The organism is Sphingomonas sp. PP-CE-3A-406, from assembly GCF_003688625.1.
GTDB lineage: Bacteria > Pseudomonadota > Alphaproteobacteria > Sphingomonadales > Sphingomonadaceae > Sphingomonas.
The window spans coordinates 963,128-980,569 of the sequence record NZ_RCWY01000002.1 but is presented as its reverse complement, the minus strand read 5'-3'; the positions used below and the strand labels follow the sequence as shown (position 1 = coordinate 980,569).

11 protein-coding genes and 1 riboswitch are annotated in these 17,442 nt (G+C 67.0%); of the genes, 8 read left to right on the top strand and 3 right to left on the bottom strand.

The genetic code is table 11. The annotated features are described in order from the left end of the window. Positions 1 to 30 precede the first annotated feature (30 nt). Positions 31 to 140: riboswitch (TPP riboswitch) on the top strand. A 54-nt stretch (positions 141 to 194) separates the two neighbouring features. Genes C8J44_RS10900 through pnuC form a run of 3 tightly spaced genes read left to right on the top strand, consistent with a single transcriptional unit; the run spans position 195 to position 4,241 of the window. Then, complete coding sequence (locus C8J44_RS10900; protein ID WP_404969209.1) at positions 195 to 2,510, top strand: TonB-dependent receptor; 2,316 nt, start codon at positions 195 to 197, stop codon at positions 2,508 to 2,510. Position 2,511: 1 nt separating this feature from the next. Next, the gene (locus C8J44_RS10895) at positions 2,512 to 3,666 is read left to right on the top strand and encodes a phosphotransferase enzyme family protein (RefSeq protein ID WP_259466807.1); all 1,155 of its coding nucleotides are present in this window, start codon (positions 2,512 to 2,514) and stop codon (positions 3,664 to 3,666) included. Further along, complete coding sequence (gene pnuC / locus C8J44_RS10890) at positions 3,663 to 4,241, top strand: nicotinamide riboside transporter PnuC (protein ID WP_121904477.1); 579 nt, start codon at positions 3,663 to 3,665, stop codon at positions 4,239 to 4,241. The genes C8J44_RS10895 and pnuC overlap by 4 nt, the downstream gene beginning before the upstream one ends. Here pnuC and C8J44_RS10885 read toward each other — a convergent pair. Both C8J44_RS10885 and C8J44_RS10880 read right to left on the bottom strand, forming a co-directional pair. Continuing rightward, entirely contained in the window at positions 4,224 to 5,756 is a 1,533-nt protein-coding gene (locus C8J44_RS10885; protein ID WP_121904476.1) for a DUF4139 domain-containing protein, read from the bottom strand. The two genes, pnuC and C8J44_RS10885, sit on opposite strands and share 18 nt — an antisense overlap. Next, positions 5,756 to 7,174 (bottom strand): DUF4139 domain-containing protein, encoded by a 1,419-nt coding sequence (locus C8J44_RS10880; RefSeq protein ID WP_121904475.1) that lies wholly within the window; start codon positions 7,172 to 7,174, stop codon positions 5,756 to 5,758. The genes C8J44_RS10885 and C8J44_RS10880 overlap by 1 nt, the downstream gene beginning before the upstream one ends. Positions 7,175 to 7,400: 226 nt before the next feature. Between C8J44_RS10880 and C8J44_RS10875 the strand changes: the two genes are divergently transcribed. Genes C8J44_RS10875 through C8J44_RS10865 form a run of 3 tightly spaced genes read left to right on the top strand, consistent with a single transcriptional unit; the run spans position 7,401 to position 12,386 of the window. Then, entirely contained in the window at positions 7,401 to 10,085 is a 2,685-nt protein-coding gene (locus tag C8J44_RS10875; protein WP_121904474.1) for a TonB-dependent receptor, read from the top strand. Next, complete coding sequence (locus tag C8J44_RS10870; RefSeq protein WP_259466806.1) at positions 10,085 to 11,185, top strand: phosphatidylinositol-specific phospholipase C1-like protein; 1,101 nt, start codon at positions 10,085 to 10,087, stop codon at positions 11,183 to 11,185. The genes C8J44_RS10875 and C8J44_RS10870 overlap by 1 nt, the downstream gene beginning before the upstream one ends. A 1-nt stretch (position 11,186) precedes the next feature. Beyond that, complete coding sequence (locus tag C8J44_RS10865) at positions 11,187 to 12,386, top strand: histidine-type phosphatase (protein ID WP_259466805.1); 1,200 nt, start codon at positions 11,187 to 11,189, stop codon at positions 12,384 to 12,386. Here C8J44_RS10865 and C8J44_RS10860 read toward each other — a convergent pair. After that, positions 12,383 to 13,360, bottom strand: coding sequence for an MBL fold metallo-hydrolase (locus tag C8J44_RS10860; RefSeq protein WP_121904473.1), 978 nt, complete (start codon positions 13,358 to 13,360; stop codon positions 12,383 to 12,385). The two genes, C8J44_RS10865 and C8J44_RS10860, sit on opposite strands and share 4 nt — an antisense overlap. Positions 13,361 to 13,608: 248 nt before the next feature. On the opposite strand from C8J44_RS10860, the gene C8J44_RS10855 reads away from it, so the two are divergent. Next, the gene (locus tag C8J44_RS10855) at positions 13,609 to 16,509 is read left to right on the top strand and encodes a TonB-dependent receptor domain-containing protein (protein ID WP_259466804.1); all 2,901 of its coding nucleotides are present in this window, start codon (positions 13,609 to 13,611) and stop codon (positions 16,507 to 16,509) included. 189 nt (positions 16,510 to 16,698) lie between these two features. Next, entirely contained in the window at positions 16,699 to 17,376 is a 678-nt protein-coding gene (locus C8J44_RS10850; protein WP_121904710.1) for a type 1 glutamine amidotransferase domain-containing protein, read from the top strand. Positions 17,377 to 17,442: the final 66 nt, after the last annotated feature.

Sequence of the window (17,442 nt, the reverse complement as noted above, 5' to 3'; positions counted from 1 at the left end):
CTTTCCACCGGCACACCGACCGCCTAAGCGAAGCTATCCCCGGGGGGCCGCTGACGCGCGGCTGAGAGGTGGGCAGCAGCCCATGACCCGCTGAACCTGATCCGGCTTATACCGGCGTAGGGAGGGTCCGCGGCTGGCCCGTCGTCCCTCCGATTGGAGTGGACGTGAGCGTTTTCGGTACTGGTTTTCCGTTTTTGAAGTCCGCGTCGCCGTCCTGGCGATCGCGCGTCCGCCTGGGCCGGGTGGCGTTGACCCTGTCGGCAACTTTGCTCGCGTCGTCCGCGCTCGCGCAAGTCGCCCCCGATCCGGCCGAACCCGCGGAGATCCGCGTCGTCGGCACGCCCGATCCGGCAGGCCTCTTACCCGACCAGCGTACGCCGAAAGCGCAAAGCGCGATCTCCGCGGACTTCATCGTCAAGCAGGCGCCGACGCTCAACGCGTTCCAGCTGGTGACGTTGCTGCCCGGCGCGAACGTCGCGTCGAGCGATCCGTATGGCCTCTCGACCAGTTCCAGCCTCACCGTCCGCGGGCTCGGGCAGGACGAGATCGGCGTGCTGATGGAAGGCGCGCCGCAGAACGACATCGGCTATTATTATGCCTATCCCTCGCAGTTCGCGGACCCCGAGAATCTGCGGCGGATCACGCTGGCGCAAGGCGCGGTGGATATCGATTCGCCGACGCTGGGCGGTGCCGGCGGGTTGTTGTCGCTGGCGCTCGACGATCCCAAGGCGCGTCCCGGTGGGCTGGTCGACCTGTCGCTCGGCAGTTACGCGGCGCGGCGTGCGTTCGTCCGCGTCGACACCGGCACGATCGGCAACACCGGACTGAAGGCGTTCCTGTCCTATTCGAACACCCGCGCGGACAATTGGCGCGGCGCCGGTTACGACACGCGCCAGCATATCGATGCGAAGCTGCTCAAGGAATGGAGCGCCGGCAACCGCGCCAGCCTCGCGCTGTCGTATAACGATGCGAACTCGTCGAGTTACCCGAGCCCGACGCTGGCGGAGTGGAACGCGCAGGGGCGCGGCTTCAACTATGACAGGCGCTACACGGCGGGTAATACCAACTATTGGCGGCTGTACCGCGCGCCGTTCCGCAACCTCTATGCCTCCGCACCGGTGCATCTGGTGCTGACCGACCGGCTCGCGCTGGACACCACGAGCTATCTCCAGTTCGGCTACGGCAACTCGCCCTACGGCACACAGCTCACCACCACCGGCAATTTCCTCGGGACCGAAGAGCTGGCCCAGCCGATCGCGCTGCCCGGCGCGGTCGACGGCGTGGCGACCGTGCTCGGCAATTATACCGGCGACCAGATGCGGACCGGCAACGTCAGCAAGCTGACGCTGAAGACCGGCGTGCACACGCTCACCGCCGGGCTTTGGTTCGACTACGGCACCGACCGCGTCACGCAGTCCTACACCTCGATCGACGCAGACGGGCAGCCGTTCGACCGCTGGGGCTACCGCGCCAAGGCCATCCGCACCGCCGACGGCCGCCTGCTCGCCTATGAGAACCAGCGCACCGTCACCGTCACGAAGGGGTTCTTCGTCGCCGACAGCATCGCGCTGACGCCGCGGCTGACGATCGACGCGGGGTTCAAGGGCGTCGACGTGCTGCGCAACGGTCGCAATTACCTGCCGGGACTGCAGACCGACGTGCGGCTCGACAGCTTCGCGGCGCTGCCGCGCGCCGCGGTCCATTACCGGCTCGACGATCGCCAGCAGGTGTTCGCCAACATCACCACCAATTTCCGCACGCCCAACGAGTTCACGCTCTACAACAGCTATGCGGGCGGGGTGGTCGCGACGCAGGGCACGACCGCGCTGAAGAACGAATATTCGATCTCGCAGGAGCTCGGCTATCGCTTCATCGGCGAACAGCTCTCGGCGTCGGTCACCGGCTTCCACTACAAGTTCCGCAATCGCCAGTTGGCGACCGTCATCGACCAGGGCGGTGCGCTGATCAGCGGGACGCTCAATGCCGGGGGGCAGACCTCGTACGGGGTCGATGCGGAGGTCGATTACCGGCCGGTCGCGGGCGTCAGCCTGTATCTCTCGGGCGAGTATCTGCACGCGCGGATCGACGACGATCTGCCGGTCGGCGGAGACTTTCTCGCGACGCGCGGCAAGCATGCGGTGTCGAGCCCGACCGTCCAGTTCGGCGCGGGCGGGACGTATGACGACGGCCGGTTCTTCGGCAGTGTCGCGTCGAAATATCTTGGGCGGCAATATGCGACGTTCGTCAACGACGAGCGCATCAAGGGCTATGCGACGCTCGATCTGTCGGTCGGCGTGCATCTGGCCGAGTGGCTCGACGGCAAGCGCACCGATCTGCGCGTCAATGCGATCAACGTCACCGATCCGCACGTCCTGGCCGGCGTACAGGCGGTCACCACCAACGCGCAGGACTCGATCGGCCGCAACGGCACGGTGATCGCGGGCACCGCGCCCGCCTATTATATCGGCAGCGGCAGGGCGGTGATGGCGACGGTGTCGCGTGCGTTCTGAGATGACGTCGACGGCTTCGCCCGCAGGCCACCTCGTCCACGGAATGGGCACCGAATGGGAAGCGCCGACCTGGCCCGCGATCACCGCTGACGACGCGGGAAAGGCGCTCGCGCTGTTCCCGAGCGCGGGCAAGCTGACGGACTTGCGCTGGCACTCCCCGCGACCGTTTTCCGCCGCCGCGCTGGTGCAGACGACGCATGGTGTATTTTTCCTGAAACGGCACGACCATCGTCTGCGCGCGCTCGACGGGCTGGCCGAGGAGCATGCGTTCATCGCGCATCTGGCGGCCAACGGCGTCTCGGTGCCGGACCTCGTGCCTGCCATCGACGGATCGAGTGCGGTCGCGGTCAGCGATTGGCGGTACGAACTGCATCGCACCGCGCCGGGGGCGGATCTGTACCGCGACCGGATGTCGTGGACGCCGTTCCTGTCGCTCGATCACGCGCATGCCGCCGGCGTCGCGCTCGCGACATTGCACCGGGCGGCGCGCGGCTTCGAGGCGCCGGCACGTCGTCGGCAACCACTCGTCGCCAGCTTCACGATCCTTCCGGCGAGCGATCCGATGGCGGCGACCGAAGACTATGTCGCGGCGCGTCCTGCGATGGCGGCGTTTCTGGCGGATCGGGATTGGCAGCGGCAACTCGCGCCGCTGTTCGCGACCTTGGGTGAGGGGCTGTCGACCCTGCTGGCGGAGCAGGCGCCGTTGTGGACGCATAACGACTGGCATCCGTCGAATCTGCTCTGGGCGGAAGACGACAGCGTGGCGACGATCTTCGATTTCGGGCTCGCCGACCGGACCTGTGCGGTCCACGATATCGCAACCGCGATCGAGCGTACCGTGATCCGCTGGCTCGACCTGGGGCAAGGTGAGGACGACGCGATCGGCGATCCGGCAGCGGCGCGCGCGCTGCTGGCAGGCTATGGGACAATCGCGCCGCTGAGCCGTGCCGACCTGACCGCGATCGTCCGCCTCGTGCCGCTGGTCCATGTCGAGTTCGCGTTGTCGGAGATCGATTACTTCACGAGCGTCGTCGCCGATCCTGCCTCCGCCGCGCTGGCGTGGGACGGCTATCTGATCGGCCATGCCGACTGGTTTCGCGCGGCCGCGGGGCAGGACTTCCTGCGGGCCATCGACGTCGCGGCGAACGATCGATGACCGCGCTCGAGATCGTCGCGGTCGTGGTCAGCTTCGCGGGCATCTGGCTGACCGCGACACGCCGGATGCTGTGCTGGCCGGTCAGCCTGGTCGCCTGCGCGCTGTATTTCAAACTGTTCCTCGACGTCCGGCTGTATGCCGACATGGTGCTCCAGGCGCTGTTCGGCCTGGCCATCGTCTATGGCTGGATCGCCTGGACGAAGGGTCAGGACGATGCGGGCGAAGTCGTCGTCGCGCCGCTACGTCCAGGGCGATTGGCCGCGGGGCTGGCGGCCGGCGCGGTCGGTGCGATCGCGATCGGGTGGTTCACGAGCCGCTATACCGATGCGGCGCTGCCCTGGATGGATTCGGGTCTGACCAGCTTCAGTCTGGTCGCGCAATATTGGACGGCACGCCGCCACGCCGCCAGCTGGCTGCTGTGGATCGCGGTCGACAGCCTCTATGTCGGGATGTTCGTGTTCAAGGGATTGCTGCCGACCGCGGGACTGTACGCGGCGATGATCGTGCTGGCGGTGGTCGGCTATCGGCGTTGGCGCGTGGCGGGCCGTAAGGACGCCTCAATAGCCATAGCCTAAGGTCGCGGTTCCGTTCGCCGGCACGGTCGCTGTCCAGGTCTGGACGCCGTCGACGCGGCGGAGCGCGGCGGTCGGCGCTTCGAACGCCTTCTGTCCGGCACCGCCAATACCGATCTCCGCCGCGACGGGGAACGGGTTGGCATTGCTGAGCGTGACGACGGCGTGGCCCGTGCGGTCACCGACCTGGCGCACGAGGACCCCCGGGCTCGTGCCTGCCGCTAGCGTGAAGCGCTGACCGGTGGGGGTATCGGCGGCGCGACCAAGCCCGATCAGCCCGCGCGCGCCGTCACGCTCGACGTATAACGCGGTCGAGCCGGCGGGGAGGGGCAGGCCAAGCCCGGCGCGCGTTTCGTTTTGCATGCGCAGTTCGATCTGCAGCGGCGTAGCCGCGAGCGTCTGGCCGGGCTGCACCCGGCTGCGATAGCGCCGCTCGAATGGCACGCGATTTCGGCTCAGCAAGGCGACCTGTTTCATCTGGTTCGCGGCGATCGTGACGGGCTCGGGTACGCGGTAGAGTTTCAGGTCGCCGAGGTCCTCCGGCGGCGGCGGCGGCGGCGGTGCTGGCGGAGCTGGTGCGGCTCTCATCATCACCGGCGCTCCCATCAGCGACCCGGTCACGACGATCTCGTCGCGCTCGGGCGCGCCTACGGTCTCGAGATCCGATGTCGTGGTGCCGAGCGGATAGCATTCCAGGCGCAGACGCGCGACGGCGTCGCGGTACGTGCGGATCTCGCGGCGTTCGAGGCGACCCGCGACGACCTGGACATCGGCGTTCGCGAAGCTTTCCGCATTGCCGTTGGCGAGCGTCATCCACGCGAACAGATCGAGCGTGCCACCATCGGCGGCGATCGTCGCGACATAGCTCGCCGCCCAGTCGAACTCGGACGCGAGATACGAGACGGTGACCGTCGCGGTCGTCGCGCGCGGAGTGCGGGTCGTCACGCTGAGTACGGGTTGCGCCGACAGACCCGCTGGAATCTTCGCGTACACCGGTCTTTCGGGAAGACCCGAACAGCCGAGTGCTTCGACGCCTTGCGCGGTCCGCACGACGACCCCGCCTGCGGGGCCAGCGACGATCACCGCATCCTCGCTACGTACCGCGCCGGTCGCGCGCGAGGTGCGGGTCAGTGTGACGTGGCGGCCGAGCGATCCGTCGATCAGCGCGGCCGGCGACAACAGCCGCGCATCGCGGTTCTTCTCGACGGTGCCGCCGGGCAGTCCGGTGACGATCGCGCTGGCGGGAATAATTCCGCCCGCGACCCCTGCGAACGTCACCACCGCTTCGCCCGCCGGCAGTCGTATCGTCCGGGTCTCCGTCACCACCGCGAAACCGCCGAGATACCGCAGATTTGGTGCCTGACCGCGCTCGCGCTGCGGGTTGCGATAGACCGTGACGGATACGTGCCGCGGGGGCGACGCGGCGACGGTCTTCGAGGTTGGTCTATCCGCTTGCGCCGTGGCGGACATGACCGGAACGCCGACCAGCATCGCCAGCAGGGCGACGACACTGCGCATCAGTTGCGGGTGTCGAAGCTGGCCGTGACGACCGCAGTTCCGTTGGCGGGCACCGTCACATGCCAGAGGGCGCTGTCCGCATTCTGGCGCTCGCTCTTCTGGCTCTCGGCCCGAACGCGCGTATCGGTCCACGACCAGTCGAGTCCGGCCTGGATCAGGTCGACCACGACCGGCTTCGCGCGCGCGTTGCTGAGCGTGTAGCGCATCGTCGTGCGCCAGTGATCTTCGGACAACCGGGTATGCGCTTCCACGACCGGCAGCACCTTCACGTCGAACGCGTCGCCGGTACGCAGGCTGATATCCGAGCCTTGCGGGGTATGCTCGATGCGGTTCTCGCCGGTGAATTGCGGCTGGCCGCGCTGATCGCGGACATAGACGCGGACCGTCCCGGCGGGCAGCGCATCGCCGAGGCCGCCGGCGGCCGAATTGGCGAACCGCAGCATGCTGCCCGCGCTTTGCGGTTCGGTCTGCGTGCCGAGCCAGGCGTTGCGATATTCGTAGCCCGCGCTGGCCTTCGCGCCTTTGACGTCGAGAAAGCTGACCTGCTTGGTCTGCTTGTCGGCGATCGTGGTGCGCTCCTTGAGCGGATAGAGGTAGAAATCGCCGAGCTGTTCGCGGTTCGCGCTTTCGGTGCCGGCGCGCCGCATCGGCGCAGAGCGGCGGTTGGGGCGGAAGGTCTGGTTGTCGTCATCGGAGGCGACCTCACCCGCGACGAGTAGCGTCTTCGCGCTGTCGAAGCTGGTGCCGGTCGCGTTGCGCAGCGTGATCCATCCCTGCACGTCGATCGTCCCGGTCTTGTCGTCGAACAGCGTCACATAGTCCGCCTGCCAGCCGAGCCCGCGCGTCAGGTACGAGAGTGTCGCCAGCCGTGACCCGGCGCGCGTGCTCGCGAGCGTCACCGACAGGGTCGGCCGGGCGCGCAGATTCGTCGGGATCTTGTCGAAAATCGCGCGGACCGGCAGGCCGTCGTCGCGCAGCACTTCGATATGGTCGGCGATCTGCAGCACCACGCCGCCGTTGACCGCCAGCACCTTCGCCCGCTCGCGCGTTTCGGCACCGGTCGCGGGATTGGTCCGGACGAGCGTGATCGTCTCGCCGACCGCCTTTTCCATCAGGCTCGACGGGGTCAGCAGGTCGTAATCGAAATTCTGTTCGACGACGGTCGTGTCGGGCGCGCTCAGCGATACCGTTTCGGGGCGGATCGTCGCGCTGACGTCGGGGAAGGACTGGCGCGTGCGACCGGCGGGGAGATCGAGGCGCCGGATATCCTGGATGAGGGCGATATCGTTCGTGTAGATCGTCGCGGACACATCCCCTTGCGCAGACCCGCTGGCCGGCACCGGGGGATCGGATTGCGCGATCGCGGACGCCGACGTCGAGACAGCCAGCAACAAGACTGCGATGCGTACCGTGACCATGTGATCGTCCCCTTTGGCGGCAGCATGACGGAGCGGCGGGACGACGACAATGCATAGCTTTGTCCATTACCGCGAAACCGGTCCAGCGATTTGACCGGATAATATGTACGATCGGGCGAAACATTGCCGTGCGTAACGAGACTGTAGCAAAGCCTTCGCGAAACTGACCCGGAACGGACCTAGTGGCGCCGGTGGTGGCACACTGGCCGCAGGGGACGTCATTTCAATGCGTAGTTTCAAAGGCCTGCTTCGGGCATCGGTTTCGCTCATCCTGGTCGCGGGTTCCGCTACGGCACAGGCGCAAACATCAGCCGCGACGACGCAGGATCAGGCAGCGGTCGATCCGCAGACGGGCACGACCGCGGGCAGCGACGACGCGGGTGAGATCGTCGTCACCGGCACCTATGCGCGCAGCCTGAAGGCGGCGACCGAGACCAAGCGCCGCGCCGATTACGGCGTCGACTCGATCAGCTCGACCGACATCGGCAAGTTCCCGACGCAGAACGTCGCCGAGGCGTTGCAGCTGGTGCCGGGCGTGACGATCACGCGGCCGCGCGGCGAGGGGCTGTATGTCAGCGTCCGTGGCCTCGGGCCTCAGTTCCAGAGCACGTTGCTCAACGGCAGCACCGTCGCGCTGAACGACCTGATCGAGAATGGCGGCGCCAATGGCCGCCAGTTCCGCTTCGAGATGCTGCCCGCCGAATTCACCTCGAGCATCGATGTCGTCAAGACGCCGACCGCGAACATGACCGAGGGCGCGCTGGGCGGTAATATCGACGTGAAGACGTTCCACCCGCTCGATGTCGGCACCAAGACGACGGTCAATCTGCGCGGCACCTATACGAGCCAGACCGACAAGGTGAAGCCGAACGCGACGCTGATCACCAGCTTCGCGAATGCCGCCGGCACGTTCGGTATCCTCGCGGGCGCGCAATATTGGGCGAAGTCGGTTCGCAACGATCGTTTCATCAACTTCGGCTGGAACCTGGACAAGTTCACGTCGGCCGCATCGGGCGGGCTGCCTGCCGGGCTGTACACGCCGACGCGGACCCGGCCGACGATCGAGACCGAGGATCGCAAGCGCATCTCGGGCATGCTGTCCGCGCAGTGGAAGCCGAATGCGGAATTCGAGACGACGTTCGACGTCCTCGCGACGCGGCTCGACGTGGCCTATGACGAGTTCGGTCTCGACGTGTACCCTGACGATTCCAGCGTGTCGGGGCACCGACCCGTCATCGTGCCGTCCAGCGTGAAGCTCGATGGCGACACGGTGATCGCCGCGACGATCAACGACGTGCGGTTCATGGCGTCGCGCGAATACAGCCTCAACCGGCACGACCTGCTCAACATCGGTCTGCGCCAGACCTGGTACTCCGATGCCTGGCACGCCTCGGGTGCGGTCAACTGGTCGAGCGCACACAGCTATCACCCGAACTACGACGAGGGCACGGTGCGCAGCCGGGCGATGTTCTTCGCGCCGCTGACCTATGATGCGTCGGCCGGCTACAAGGCGATCCCGACCTTCACCACGCCGGTCGATCCGACCAACCCCGCGAACTACCAGCTGTACCAGTTCAATATCGCGCCGAAGAACAGCAAGGACTGGGATTTCTTTACGCGCGCCGATCTCGCGCATGATTTCGACGGCTTCATCACCAAGCTGGCGGCGGGCGGCGAGTATCACTGGCGCAAGCGCGACTATGCGCGGCGCGACTTCATCGTCAATCCGGCGCCCAACACCCCGCTGTCGAGCCTCGGCACGGGCGCGTACGAGCAATTGCCGTACGGCGATTTTCTCAAGGGCGTCCCCGGCAACACGCCGCGCAATTTCCTGGTGCCGGTGACGCAGGCCTATCTCGACGCGTTCTTCACCCCGGCGGTGCAGGCATCGGCGTTGACCCCGGGCGATTTGCGCTCGTCGTTCGTCGTCACCGAGAAGGTGCTGGGCGCCTATGCGCGCGCCGATTACGGCTTCGATGCCGGCGCGGTGCCGGTCACCGGCAATATCGGCATCCGCTATGTCCATACCGATCAGGTCGCGAGCGGCACGTTGACGACGGGCAACGTCGCGACCCCGGCGAGCTTTCCCAAGACGTTCAACAACTGGCTGCCGAGCTTCAACCTGCGCGCCGAACTGACGCACGATCTGGTCGGTCGTCTCGCCGCCAGCCGCGTGCTGACGCGGCCCAACGTCACCGACAGCGCGCCGCGGATCACCGTCTCGACCGATGCGCCGACCGCGAGCGGCGGCAATCCGCAGCTGGTGCCGTTCCTGGCCACGCAGTTCGACGGCTCGCTCGAATGGTATTTCAACCGTGCGGGATCACTGACCGGTGCGGTGTTCTACAAGGCGATGGACGATTACATCACGCAGCAGAACGTGAACATCGACATCCCCGGCCGCGGCTCGGTGCTGCTGTCGACGCAGGTCAATGGCGGCGATGCCAAGGTGTACGGCGTCGAGGCGGCGTACAACCAGGTCTTCACGTTCCTGCCGGCGCCGTTCGACGGGTTCGGCGTGCAGACCTCGTATACGCACACCTCGGTCAAGGCGAGCTACACCGCGGGCGCGCGGCCGATCCGCGACGAGCTGATCGGACTGTCGAAGAACAGCTTCAACATCGTCGGGTTCTACGACAAGGGGCCGTTGTCGACGCGGCTGTCCTATGTCTGGCGCGACCGCTATCTGTCGGGCACCGGCAGCACGACGCAGGCGCCGGTCTATACCGCGCCGTTCGGATCGCTCGACGGCAACATCTCGGTCAAGGCGAGCGACTCGGTGACGTTCAGTCTGGAGGGGATCAACTTGTCGGGCGCGCATCTCTACACGTATAACGACGACGAGAACCGCTTCGGCGAGATCAACTATTGGGGCCGGACGATCCTGTTCGGCGTGCGGGCGCAGTTCTGATGCGCGCCCGTCATGCCATGCTCGCCGCGCTCGTCGTCGCCAGCGGCGTCGGTGCGCAGACCGTTAAACCGCTGCGGATGAACGACATCCAGGTCGTCGGGTCGCACAACAGCTTCAAGGCGCAGATCCCGGCGGCGGTGATGGCTGCGTTGCGCCAGCGCGATCCGAAGACCGCGGCGGCGCTCGATTACTATCACCTGCCGTTGTCCGCGCAGCTCGATCATGGTCTGCGGCAGATCGAGATCGACATCTTCGCCGATCCCCAGGGCGGCCGGTACGCGAACCCCAAGGGTGAGCAGATCGCCAAAGCAGCCGGCGAGAGGACCGCGTTCAACCGCGCGGCGATGCTGCGGCCGGGCTACAAGTCGTTTCACGTTCCCGACATCGACTATATCTCGACCTGCGTGACGCTGCAGCGCTGCCTCGGCGAGGTGACCGCGTGGTCGCGCGCGCATTCGCGTCACCTGCCGATCATGATCACGATCAACGCCGCCGATACGCCGCAGTCGCCGCTGGTGGCGGCGCCGTTGCCGCTCGATGACGCGACTTTGCTCGACTCGCTCGATCGCGAAATCCGCCAGGCGATACCGGGACGGCGGCTGATCGTGCCCGACGAGGTCCGCGGTGACGCGGCGACGCTGGCGGGCGCGGTGCACGACAAGGGCTGGCCGACGCTGGAGGCTGCGCGGGGGCGGATCTACATCCTGTTCGACGTGCGGCCCGCGGTATCGAATGCGTACCGGACGGCCCATCCTTCGCTGCGCGGACGGGCGATGTTCGGCTGGTATCCCGACGGCGAGCCCGAGAGCGCGATCCAGATCGTCCAGGATCCGCTGGTCGATGGCGCGCGGATCCGCGATCTGGTCAAGGCGGGCGTGATCGTGCGGACGCGGACCGACGCCAACACCGTCGAGGCGCGGGCGCACGACCTGGCGAAGGCGAAGGCGGCGGCGGACAGCGGCGCGCAGGCGGTCAGCACCGATTATTATCCGGGCGCGCCCGATCCGGCGGGGCTGAAGTTCGCGGTGACGTTGCCCGGCGGCGCGATGGCGCGGTGCAATCCGGTACTGGTCACCACGCCGTGCAAGGTTGCGCCCTGACATGAAGCTTTCGGCCCTCTTCGCCGTGGTGCTCGGCACCGGGTTCGCGCTCACGGGCAGCACGGCGCAATCGCCGGCGCGCCCGGCCTTCGTCACCGAGCGCGCGGTGCTGCTCATGCGGCACGGCATCCGCGCGCCGCTGTCGGGTGAAGTGCCGGACGGGACGCGCACCGCGACGCCTTGGCCGCAATGGAGCGTTGCCGAAAGCCGGGTCACCCCGCACGGCGCGCGCGCGCTCGAGATCGTCGCGGGCGAGGATCGCAAATGGCTCGCCGCGAAGGGCCTGCTCGATCCGCAGGGCTGTCCGACGGCGGGAGCCTTGCGGATCGCGAGCAACAGTTCGGAGCGGACAATCGACAGCGGCGTGGATTACGCGCGCGGCTTTGCGCCAGGTTGCGCGATCGCGGTCGAGCATCGCCCGGTCGGGACGGTCGACCCGATGTTCGAGCCGTTGCGTGCGCACGCGACCGCGTTCGATGCGAAGGCGGCGATCGCCGATATCGAGCGCTCCACCGGCGGCATGACCGCGTTGATGGAGCGGCATGCACGCGAGATCGCCGAGCTCGACCGCGTACTCGGCTGCGGCAGCGGCTGCGTACCGGGCGGGCCGCCGCGCGTGTCGGGCGAGGACGACGGGCACGGCATCACGCTGGAGGGGCCGATCCGCGGCACGTCCGGCGTCGCGCAGGTCCTGCTGCTGCAATATGTCGAGGGTCTGCCCGCGCGCGATGTCGGCTGGGGGCGTGTCGATGCCGCCGGGCTGAAGCGACTGGGCGCGCTGCACGCCGCGTTGTTTGCGGTCTTCACGCGGCCGCCGTACATGGCGGCGCATCAGGCGGCGCTGCTCGGCCGCCGCGTGTTGCAGTCGCTCGAACGCGGACCCAAGCTCGACGTGCTGATGGGGCACGACACCAACGTCACCGCACTGGCGGCGGCGCTCGACGTCGATCTCGTCACGTTGGGCTATGCGACCAACGACGTGCCGCCGGGTGGGGCGCTGCTGTTCGAGCGGGTCCGCGAGACGCGGAGCGGGCGGGCGTTCGTCCGCGTGTCCTACCGCACGCAGTCCCCCGAGGCGCTGCGATCGGGCGGCCATGCGATGACCGTAGCGCCGCTGCGGGTCCCCGGATGCGGCGGCGAGCTTTGCCCAGTCGCAGTGTTCGAACGCGTGTTGTCGGGGCGCCTGGCTGCGGTCCGCTAGAAGTCGTACACGCCCCCCGGCACCGCGGCGACGAACCGGTCCGGGGGAATATCGAAGGCTGCCAGCGCCGTCGCGAGCCCAAGCGGTGGCGCATCGCGCGCCTCGTCGGTGAGCTGGAACGTCCCCCAGTGAATCCCCAATGCACCACGCGCATCGACATCGCGGAAGATGTCGACCGCTTCGGCCGGATCGACATGCTGGTCCGCCATGAACCAGCGCGGCTCATACGCGCCGATCGGGATCAGCGCGACGTCGGGCGATCCCAGCCGCGCGCGCACCTCGCGGAAGATCGCGCCATCGCCGTAGCCCGTATCGCCGACGAACCAGATCGTGCCCGCGGGGGTGTCGAGATGATGACCCGCCCATAGCGCCATCCGCACGTCGTTCGGCCAGCGGTTCGCCCAATGGCTCGCGGGCGTCAGTGTCGTCGCGATGTCGCTGCCGAGCGACAGCCGGTCCCACCAGTCGCCGACGATGCACCTGGCATCAGGGATCGCGGCACGAACGATCGTGTCGTTGCCGAGCGGCATCGCCATCAGCGGCGCGTGGACCGCCTGGATGCGCCGCAGCGTCGCCACATCGAGATGGTCGTAATGGCAGTGACTGAGCAGCACGACGTCGATCGGCGGCAGGTCATCGAACGCGATCCCCGGCGCGGCGACGCGCTTGGGTCCCGCGAACGAGACCGGGCTGACCCGTTCCGACCAGACCGGATCGATCAGGATGTTGCGGCCGGCAACCTGGACCAGCAGCGAGGCGTGCCCGACCATCGTGATCCGCAGGCCATCGACCCGCGGCGATGGCTTCGCAGGGTTTACGGGTACCGAACTCGGCCACCGCGCCGCACCCCGCGCCAGCTTCCACCGAAGCACGTCGCCGAGACCGCGATCGGTCGGCGATTGCCCGGGATTGAAGAACCGCACGCCATCGAAATGGTCGCTCGGCGGGCCCTGGTAATAGCGGTTGCGCGGCATGATCGCGTGGTAGCGACAATCGGGCGTGAACGCGATGCGGTACCCGCACGCCGGACCTGTTCCGCGCCTCAGTCGCAGCGCGGAAACAGGGTTCGGACCGCGTTACCCGTGTGCAACGTAATCGAGGTTATTCGCAGCAAACATGCTTCGAATTGTAATATTGTCTTGCTTGATTGCGTGGATGCGGCATTCTTGGATCATAATGATACACCTGGGGAGGTGGCGTAAGGTTTCACACGGGGGGATTTATGCGAACATCGAAGAGCTTTTTGCGTCTCGGCACCGGCGGATTTGCGCTGGCGGCGATGCTGGCCGCGGCCTCGGCTCATGCGCAGGCCGTGACATCGGTTCCAGCCGATCAAGCGGCGACAGGAACCGCCGAGGCGCCCGGCGAGGACATCGTCGTCACCGGATCGCGCATCCGCCGCAGCCCGCTCGATCAGCCTTCACCGGTCGTGACGGTCGATGCGGAATCGATCCAGCGGACCGGGCTGTCGTCGGTCGCCGACGTGCTCCAGCGCCTGCCCAGCGCGGCTGGCGGTCTCAATTCGAAGGTCAACAATTCGGGTAACATCGGCAATCCGCCCGACGGTGGCGGCGTCGGTGCAGGCTCGGCCGAGATCGACCTGCGCTATTTAACCGCCAAGCGGACGCTGGTGCTGGTCGACGGGCTTCGCTTCGTCAACGGCGCGTCGGCGAGCGGCATCCCCTCGACCGTCGATCTCAACACGATCCAGGTCGGGTCGATCGAGCGCATCGAAGTGCTGCAATCGGGCCAGTCGCCGCTGTACGGCTCGGACGCGCTCGCGGGCGTCGTCAACATCATCACCAAGTCGCAGCAGAAGGGGCTGAAGGCATCCGCGCAGTTCGGCACGTTCCGCCAGGGCGACGGCCATACGCAGGACTATAACGTCAGCTACGGCATCCAGGCGCCGCGCACGAGCGTGGTGTTCGGCGGCAGTTACGTAAAGCAGGAAGCGGTCAGCACGCGCGATCGCAAGATCTCGCAGTTTCCCAATCCCGGCCAGCGCGCCTGCGAGGAGCCGATCGGCGGCTGTTCGGGCGCGACCCCCAACGGATTCTTCCAGGTCGGCGGCCGCAACCTGACGCTGAAGTCGGCGCCTATCCTCGGGCGGCCACGCTACGACGCCGCCAACCCGACCGGCCCGAACAGCGATTTCAAGGAGTTCACCGCCGCCGACCGCTTCAACTTCTCGCCCTACAACTATTTCCTGACTCCGTCCGAGCGGTACGGCTTCTTCGTCAGCGCCAAGCAGGAGCTCACCGATACCGTGAACCTGCGCGTGAAGATGAACTACACGCGCCGCAATTCGCAGAACCAGGCGGCGTTCCTGCCGCTCGTGATCGGGCCGGATGCGGGCAACGGCAATCTGCTCGACACGATCTCGGTGGACGCCACCAATCCGTACAACCCGTTCGGCTACACGCTGTCGGCGGGGGGCGCCGGCAACGGTCCGGCAAACTATTCGACGGTCCGTCGCCGTCTGGTGGAAGCCGGCCAGCGCACCTATTCGCAGACCGTCGATACGATGTCGGCGACCGCCACCTTGGATGGCTCGTTCCATCTTGGCGAGCGCAAATTCTATTGGGACGTCAACGCGGTCTTCGGCTTCAACGACGCCAAGCAGCTGTTCACCGGCAACATCAACGCCGCCAATCTCGCCCAGGCGCTCGGTCCGGTCGCGAACTGCACCGGGGCGTGCGTACCGTTCAACATCTTCGGTGGCGCAGGTTCGGTAACGCCGGCCATGCTTGGCTATATCGCGTTCGACGAGCGTGCGCGCAGCGCGCAGAGTCTCGAGGACTATACCGCCAACATCTCGGGCGAACTGTTCGACCTGCCTGCCGGCGCCGTCGGCCTCGCCGCGGGCTATGAGCACCGCGTCCAGTATGGCAGCTTCACGCCCGATCCCCTGATCACCGCCGGGCTTGGCGCCGACATCCCCGCGCAACCGGCGCGCGGGCATTTCGATTCGGACGAGGTCTATGCCGAGTTGCGCGTGCCCTTGATCCACAACACGCCGCTCATCCAGTCGCTCGAGATCGGCGGTGCGGTGCGGCATTCGAACTATTCGATCAGCGGCAGCAACACGACCTATACCGGCAGCGGCCTGTGGAAACCGTTCAGCGACCTGCTGTTGCGCGCGTCCTATGCGCAAGGCTTCCGCGCGCCGAGCATCGGCGAATTGTTCGGCGCGGAATCGCGATCGGACGCGTCGATCGACGATCCCTGCACCAACGTCGCCGGATCGCCCTACCAGTCGTCGGCGACCGTTCGCACCAACTGCATCGCCAACGGCGTCCCTGCGAGTGGCAGCTATCAGGAGCCCAATGGCGGTCAGCTCAGCGTCCTGACCGGCGGCAACAAGGCGTTGAAGCCCGAGACGTCGCGGACCTGGCTGTTCGGCGCGGTCTATGCGCCGAGCTGGGCACGGACCAGCGGGATCGCCAGCCAGCTGAGCATCGAGGGCAATTACTACGACATCAAGGTCGACGACGCGATCGCCGCGACCGATGCGACGCTGACGCTCAGCCGATGCGCGCAGGCCGCGGACGCACTCAGCTGCGCGGCGATCTCCCGGACGCCGAACGGCCTGATCTCGCGGATCAACGCGCAGTTGCAGAACATCGGCGGCATCCGCACCCGTGGTGTCGACGTGACCGCGGTCTACCGCTCGCCGCAGACCTCGGCCGGGACGTTCGGGCTTTCGCTCAACGGCAACATCCTGCTGAAATACGCCGAGAGCTTCCCCGCGACGGTCGGTTTCACCACCACCAACTACCAGGGTACGACGCGTGGGTCGCCCGAGCAGTCCTATCCGAAGTTCAAGGGCAATGCGGTCGTCGACTGGGACATCGGCCTGGCGCGCGCCTCGTTCACCGGCCGCTACATCAAGAGCGTGAAGGAAGCCGACGGCAAGACGCTCGACAGCACCTTCTATGGTGACGTCCAGCTGACGCTGACGCCCGACTGGCTCGAACGCCGGCTGGGGCTGACGATCGGCGTGAACAACGTCTTCAACCAGGATCCGCCGGCGTGCTTCAGCTGCACCGGGCCGAACTATGATCCGACCACGTACGACGTGCCTGGGCAGTTCGGCTATGTCCGACTGTCCTGGGGACTCTGACCGAAGCCGTTAATAATGCAGGCGAGGGGGGCGGGCGTGGAGCGATCCACGCTCGCCCTTGACCGTTCGGCCCGTCGTCTTCGGGACACGAAGCAGGCCGCGCGCTGCCGGGGGCCGCACACCGCGCATGGTAATCCGCGCCGTCGCCCCCATCTGGCGCACTCGATAGAGTGAGCGATGGAGAAAGACATGAACATCCTGATGGTGCTGACCTCGCATGATCGCCTCGGCGATACCGGCGAGAAGACCGGCTTCTGGCTCGAGGAGTTCGCCGCGCCCTATTACGTGCTGAAGGAAGCCGGCGCGGCTATCACGCTGGCGTCGCCCAAGGGCGGCCAGCCGCCGCTCGATCCCAAAAGCAACGACGAGAGTGCGAAGACGGCCGAGACGCGCCGGTTCGAAGCGGACGACGAGGCCAAGGCGCTGCTCGCGGCGACTCACCGCCTCGACACGGTGTCGATCGCCGATTTCGATGCGGTCTTCTATCCCGGAGGCCACGGCCCGTTGTGGGATCTGGCGGAGGACGCGACGTCGCGTGCGCTGATCGAAGGCGCGATCGCGGCCAACAAGCCGGTCGCCGCGGTCTGCCATGCGCCGGGTGTCTTCCGTCACGTCCAGAACGCGGACGGCAGCCCGCTCGTGGCGGGTAAAAAGGTCACCGGGTTCACCAACACCGAGGAGGCGGCGGTCGGGCTGACCGATATCGTCCCGTTCCTCGTCGAGGATATGCTCAGGGAGCAGGGCGGCGTGTATTCGAAGACCGACGACTGGGGCGTTCATGTCCTGCGCGACGGCTTGCTGATCACCGGGCAGAACCCGGCGTCTTCCGCGGCGGCGGCGCAGGAACTGGTGAAGGCGCTGTCGTAAGTATCGGGCGCTCTTTGGGGTGCCCTTGACGACTTGAGTTCCACCCACGCTAAATCGTCATCCCCG

Coding starts and splice junctions, on each gene's coding strand:
- C8J44_RS10895 (WP_259466807.1), top strand. CDS start 2,512: ATGACGTCGACGGCTTCGCCCGCAGGCCACCTCGTCCACGGAATGGGC.
- pnuC (WP_121904477.1), top strand. CDS start 3,663: ATGACCGCGCTCGAGATCGTCGCGGTCGTGGTCAGCTTCGCGGGCATC.
- C8J44_RS10885 (WP_121904476.1), bottom strand. CDS start 5,756: ATGCGCAGTGTCGTCGCCCTGCTGGCGATGCTGGTCGGCGTTCCGGTC.
- C8J44_RS10880 (WP_121904475.1), bottom strand. CDS start 7,174: ATGGTCACGGTACGCATCGCAGTCTTGTTGCTGGCTGTCTCGACGTCG.
- C8J44_RS10875 (WP_121904474.1), top strand. CDS start 7,401: ATGCGTAGTTTCAAAGGCCTGCTTCGGGCATCGGTTTCGCTCATCCTG.
- C8J44_RS10870 (WP_259466806.1), top strand. CDS start 10,085: ATGCGCGCCCGTCATGCCATGCTCGCCGCGCTCGTCGTCGCCAGCGGC.
- C8J44_RS10865 (WP_259466805.1), top strand. CDS start 11,187: ATGAAGCTTTCGGCCCTCTTCGCCGTGGTGCTCGGCACCGGGTTCGCG.
- C8J44_RS10860 (WP_121904473.1), bottom strand. CDS start 13,360: ATGCCGCGCAACCGCTATTACCAGGGCCCGCCGAGCGACCATTTCGAT.
- C8J44_RS10855 (WP_259466804.1), top strand. CDS start 13,609: ATGCGAACATCGAAGAGCTTTTTGCGTCTCGGCACCGGCGGATTTGCG.
- C8J44_RS10850 (WP_121904710.1), top strand. CDS start 16,699: ATGAACATCCTGATGGTGCTGACCTCGCATGATCGCCTCGGCGATACC.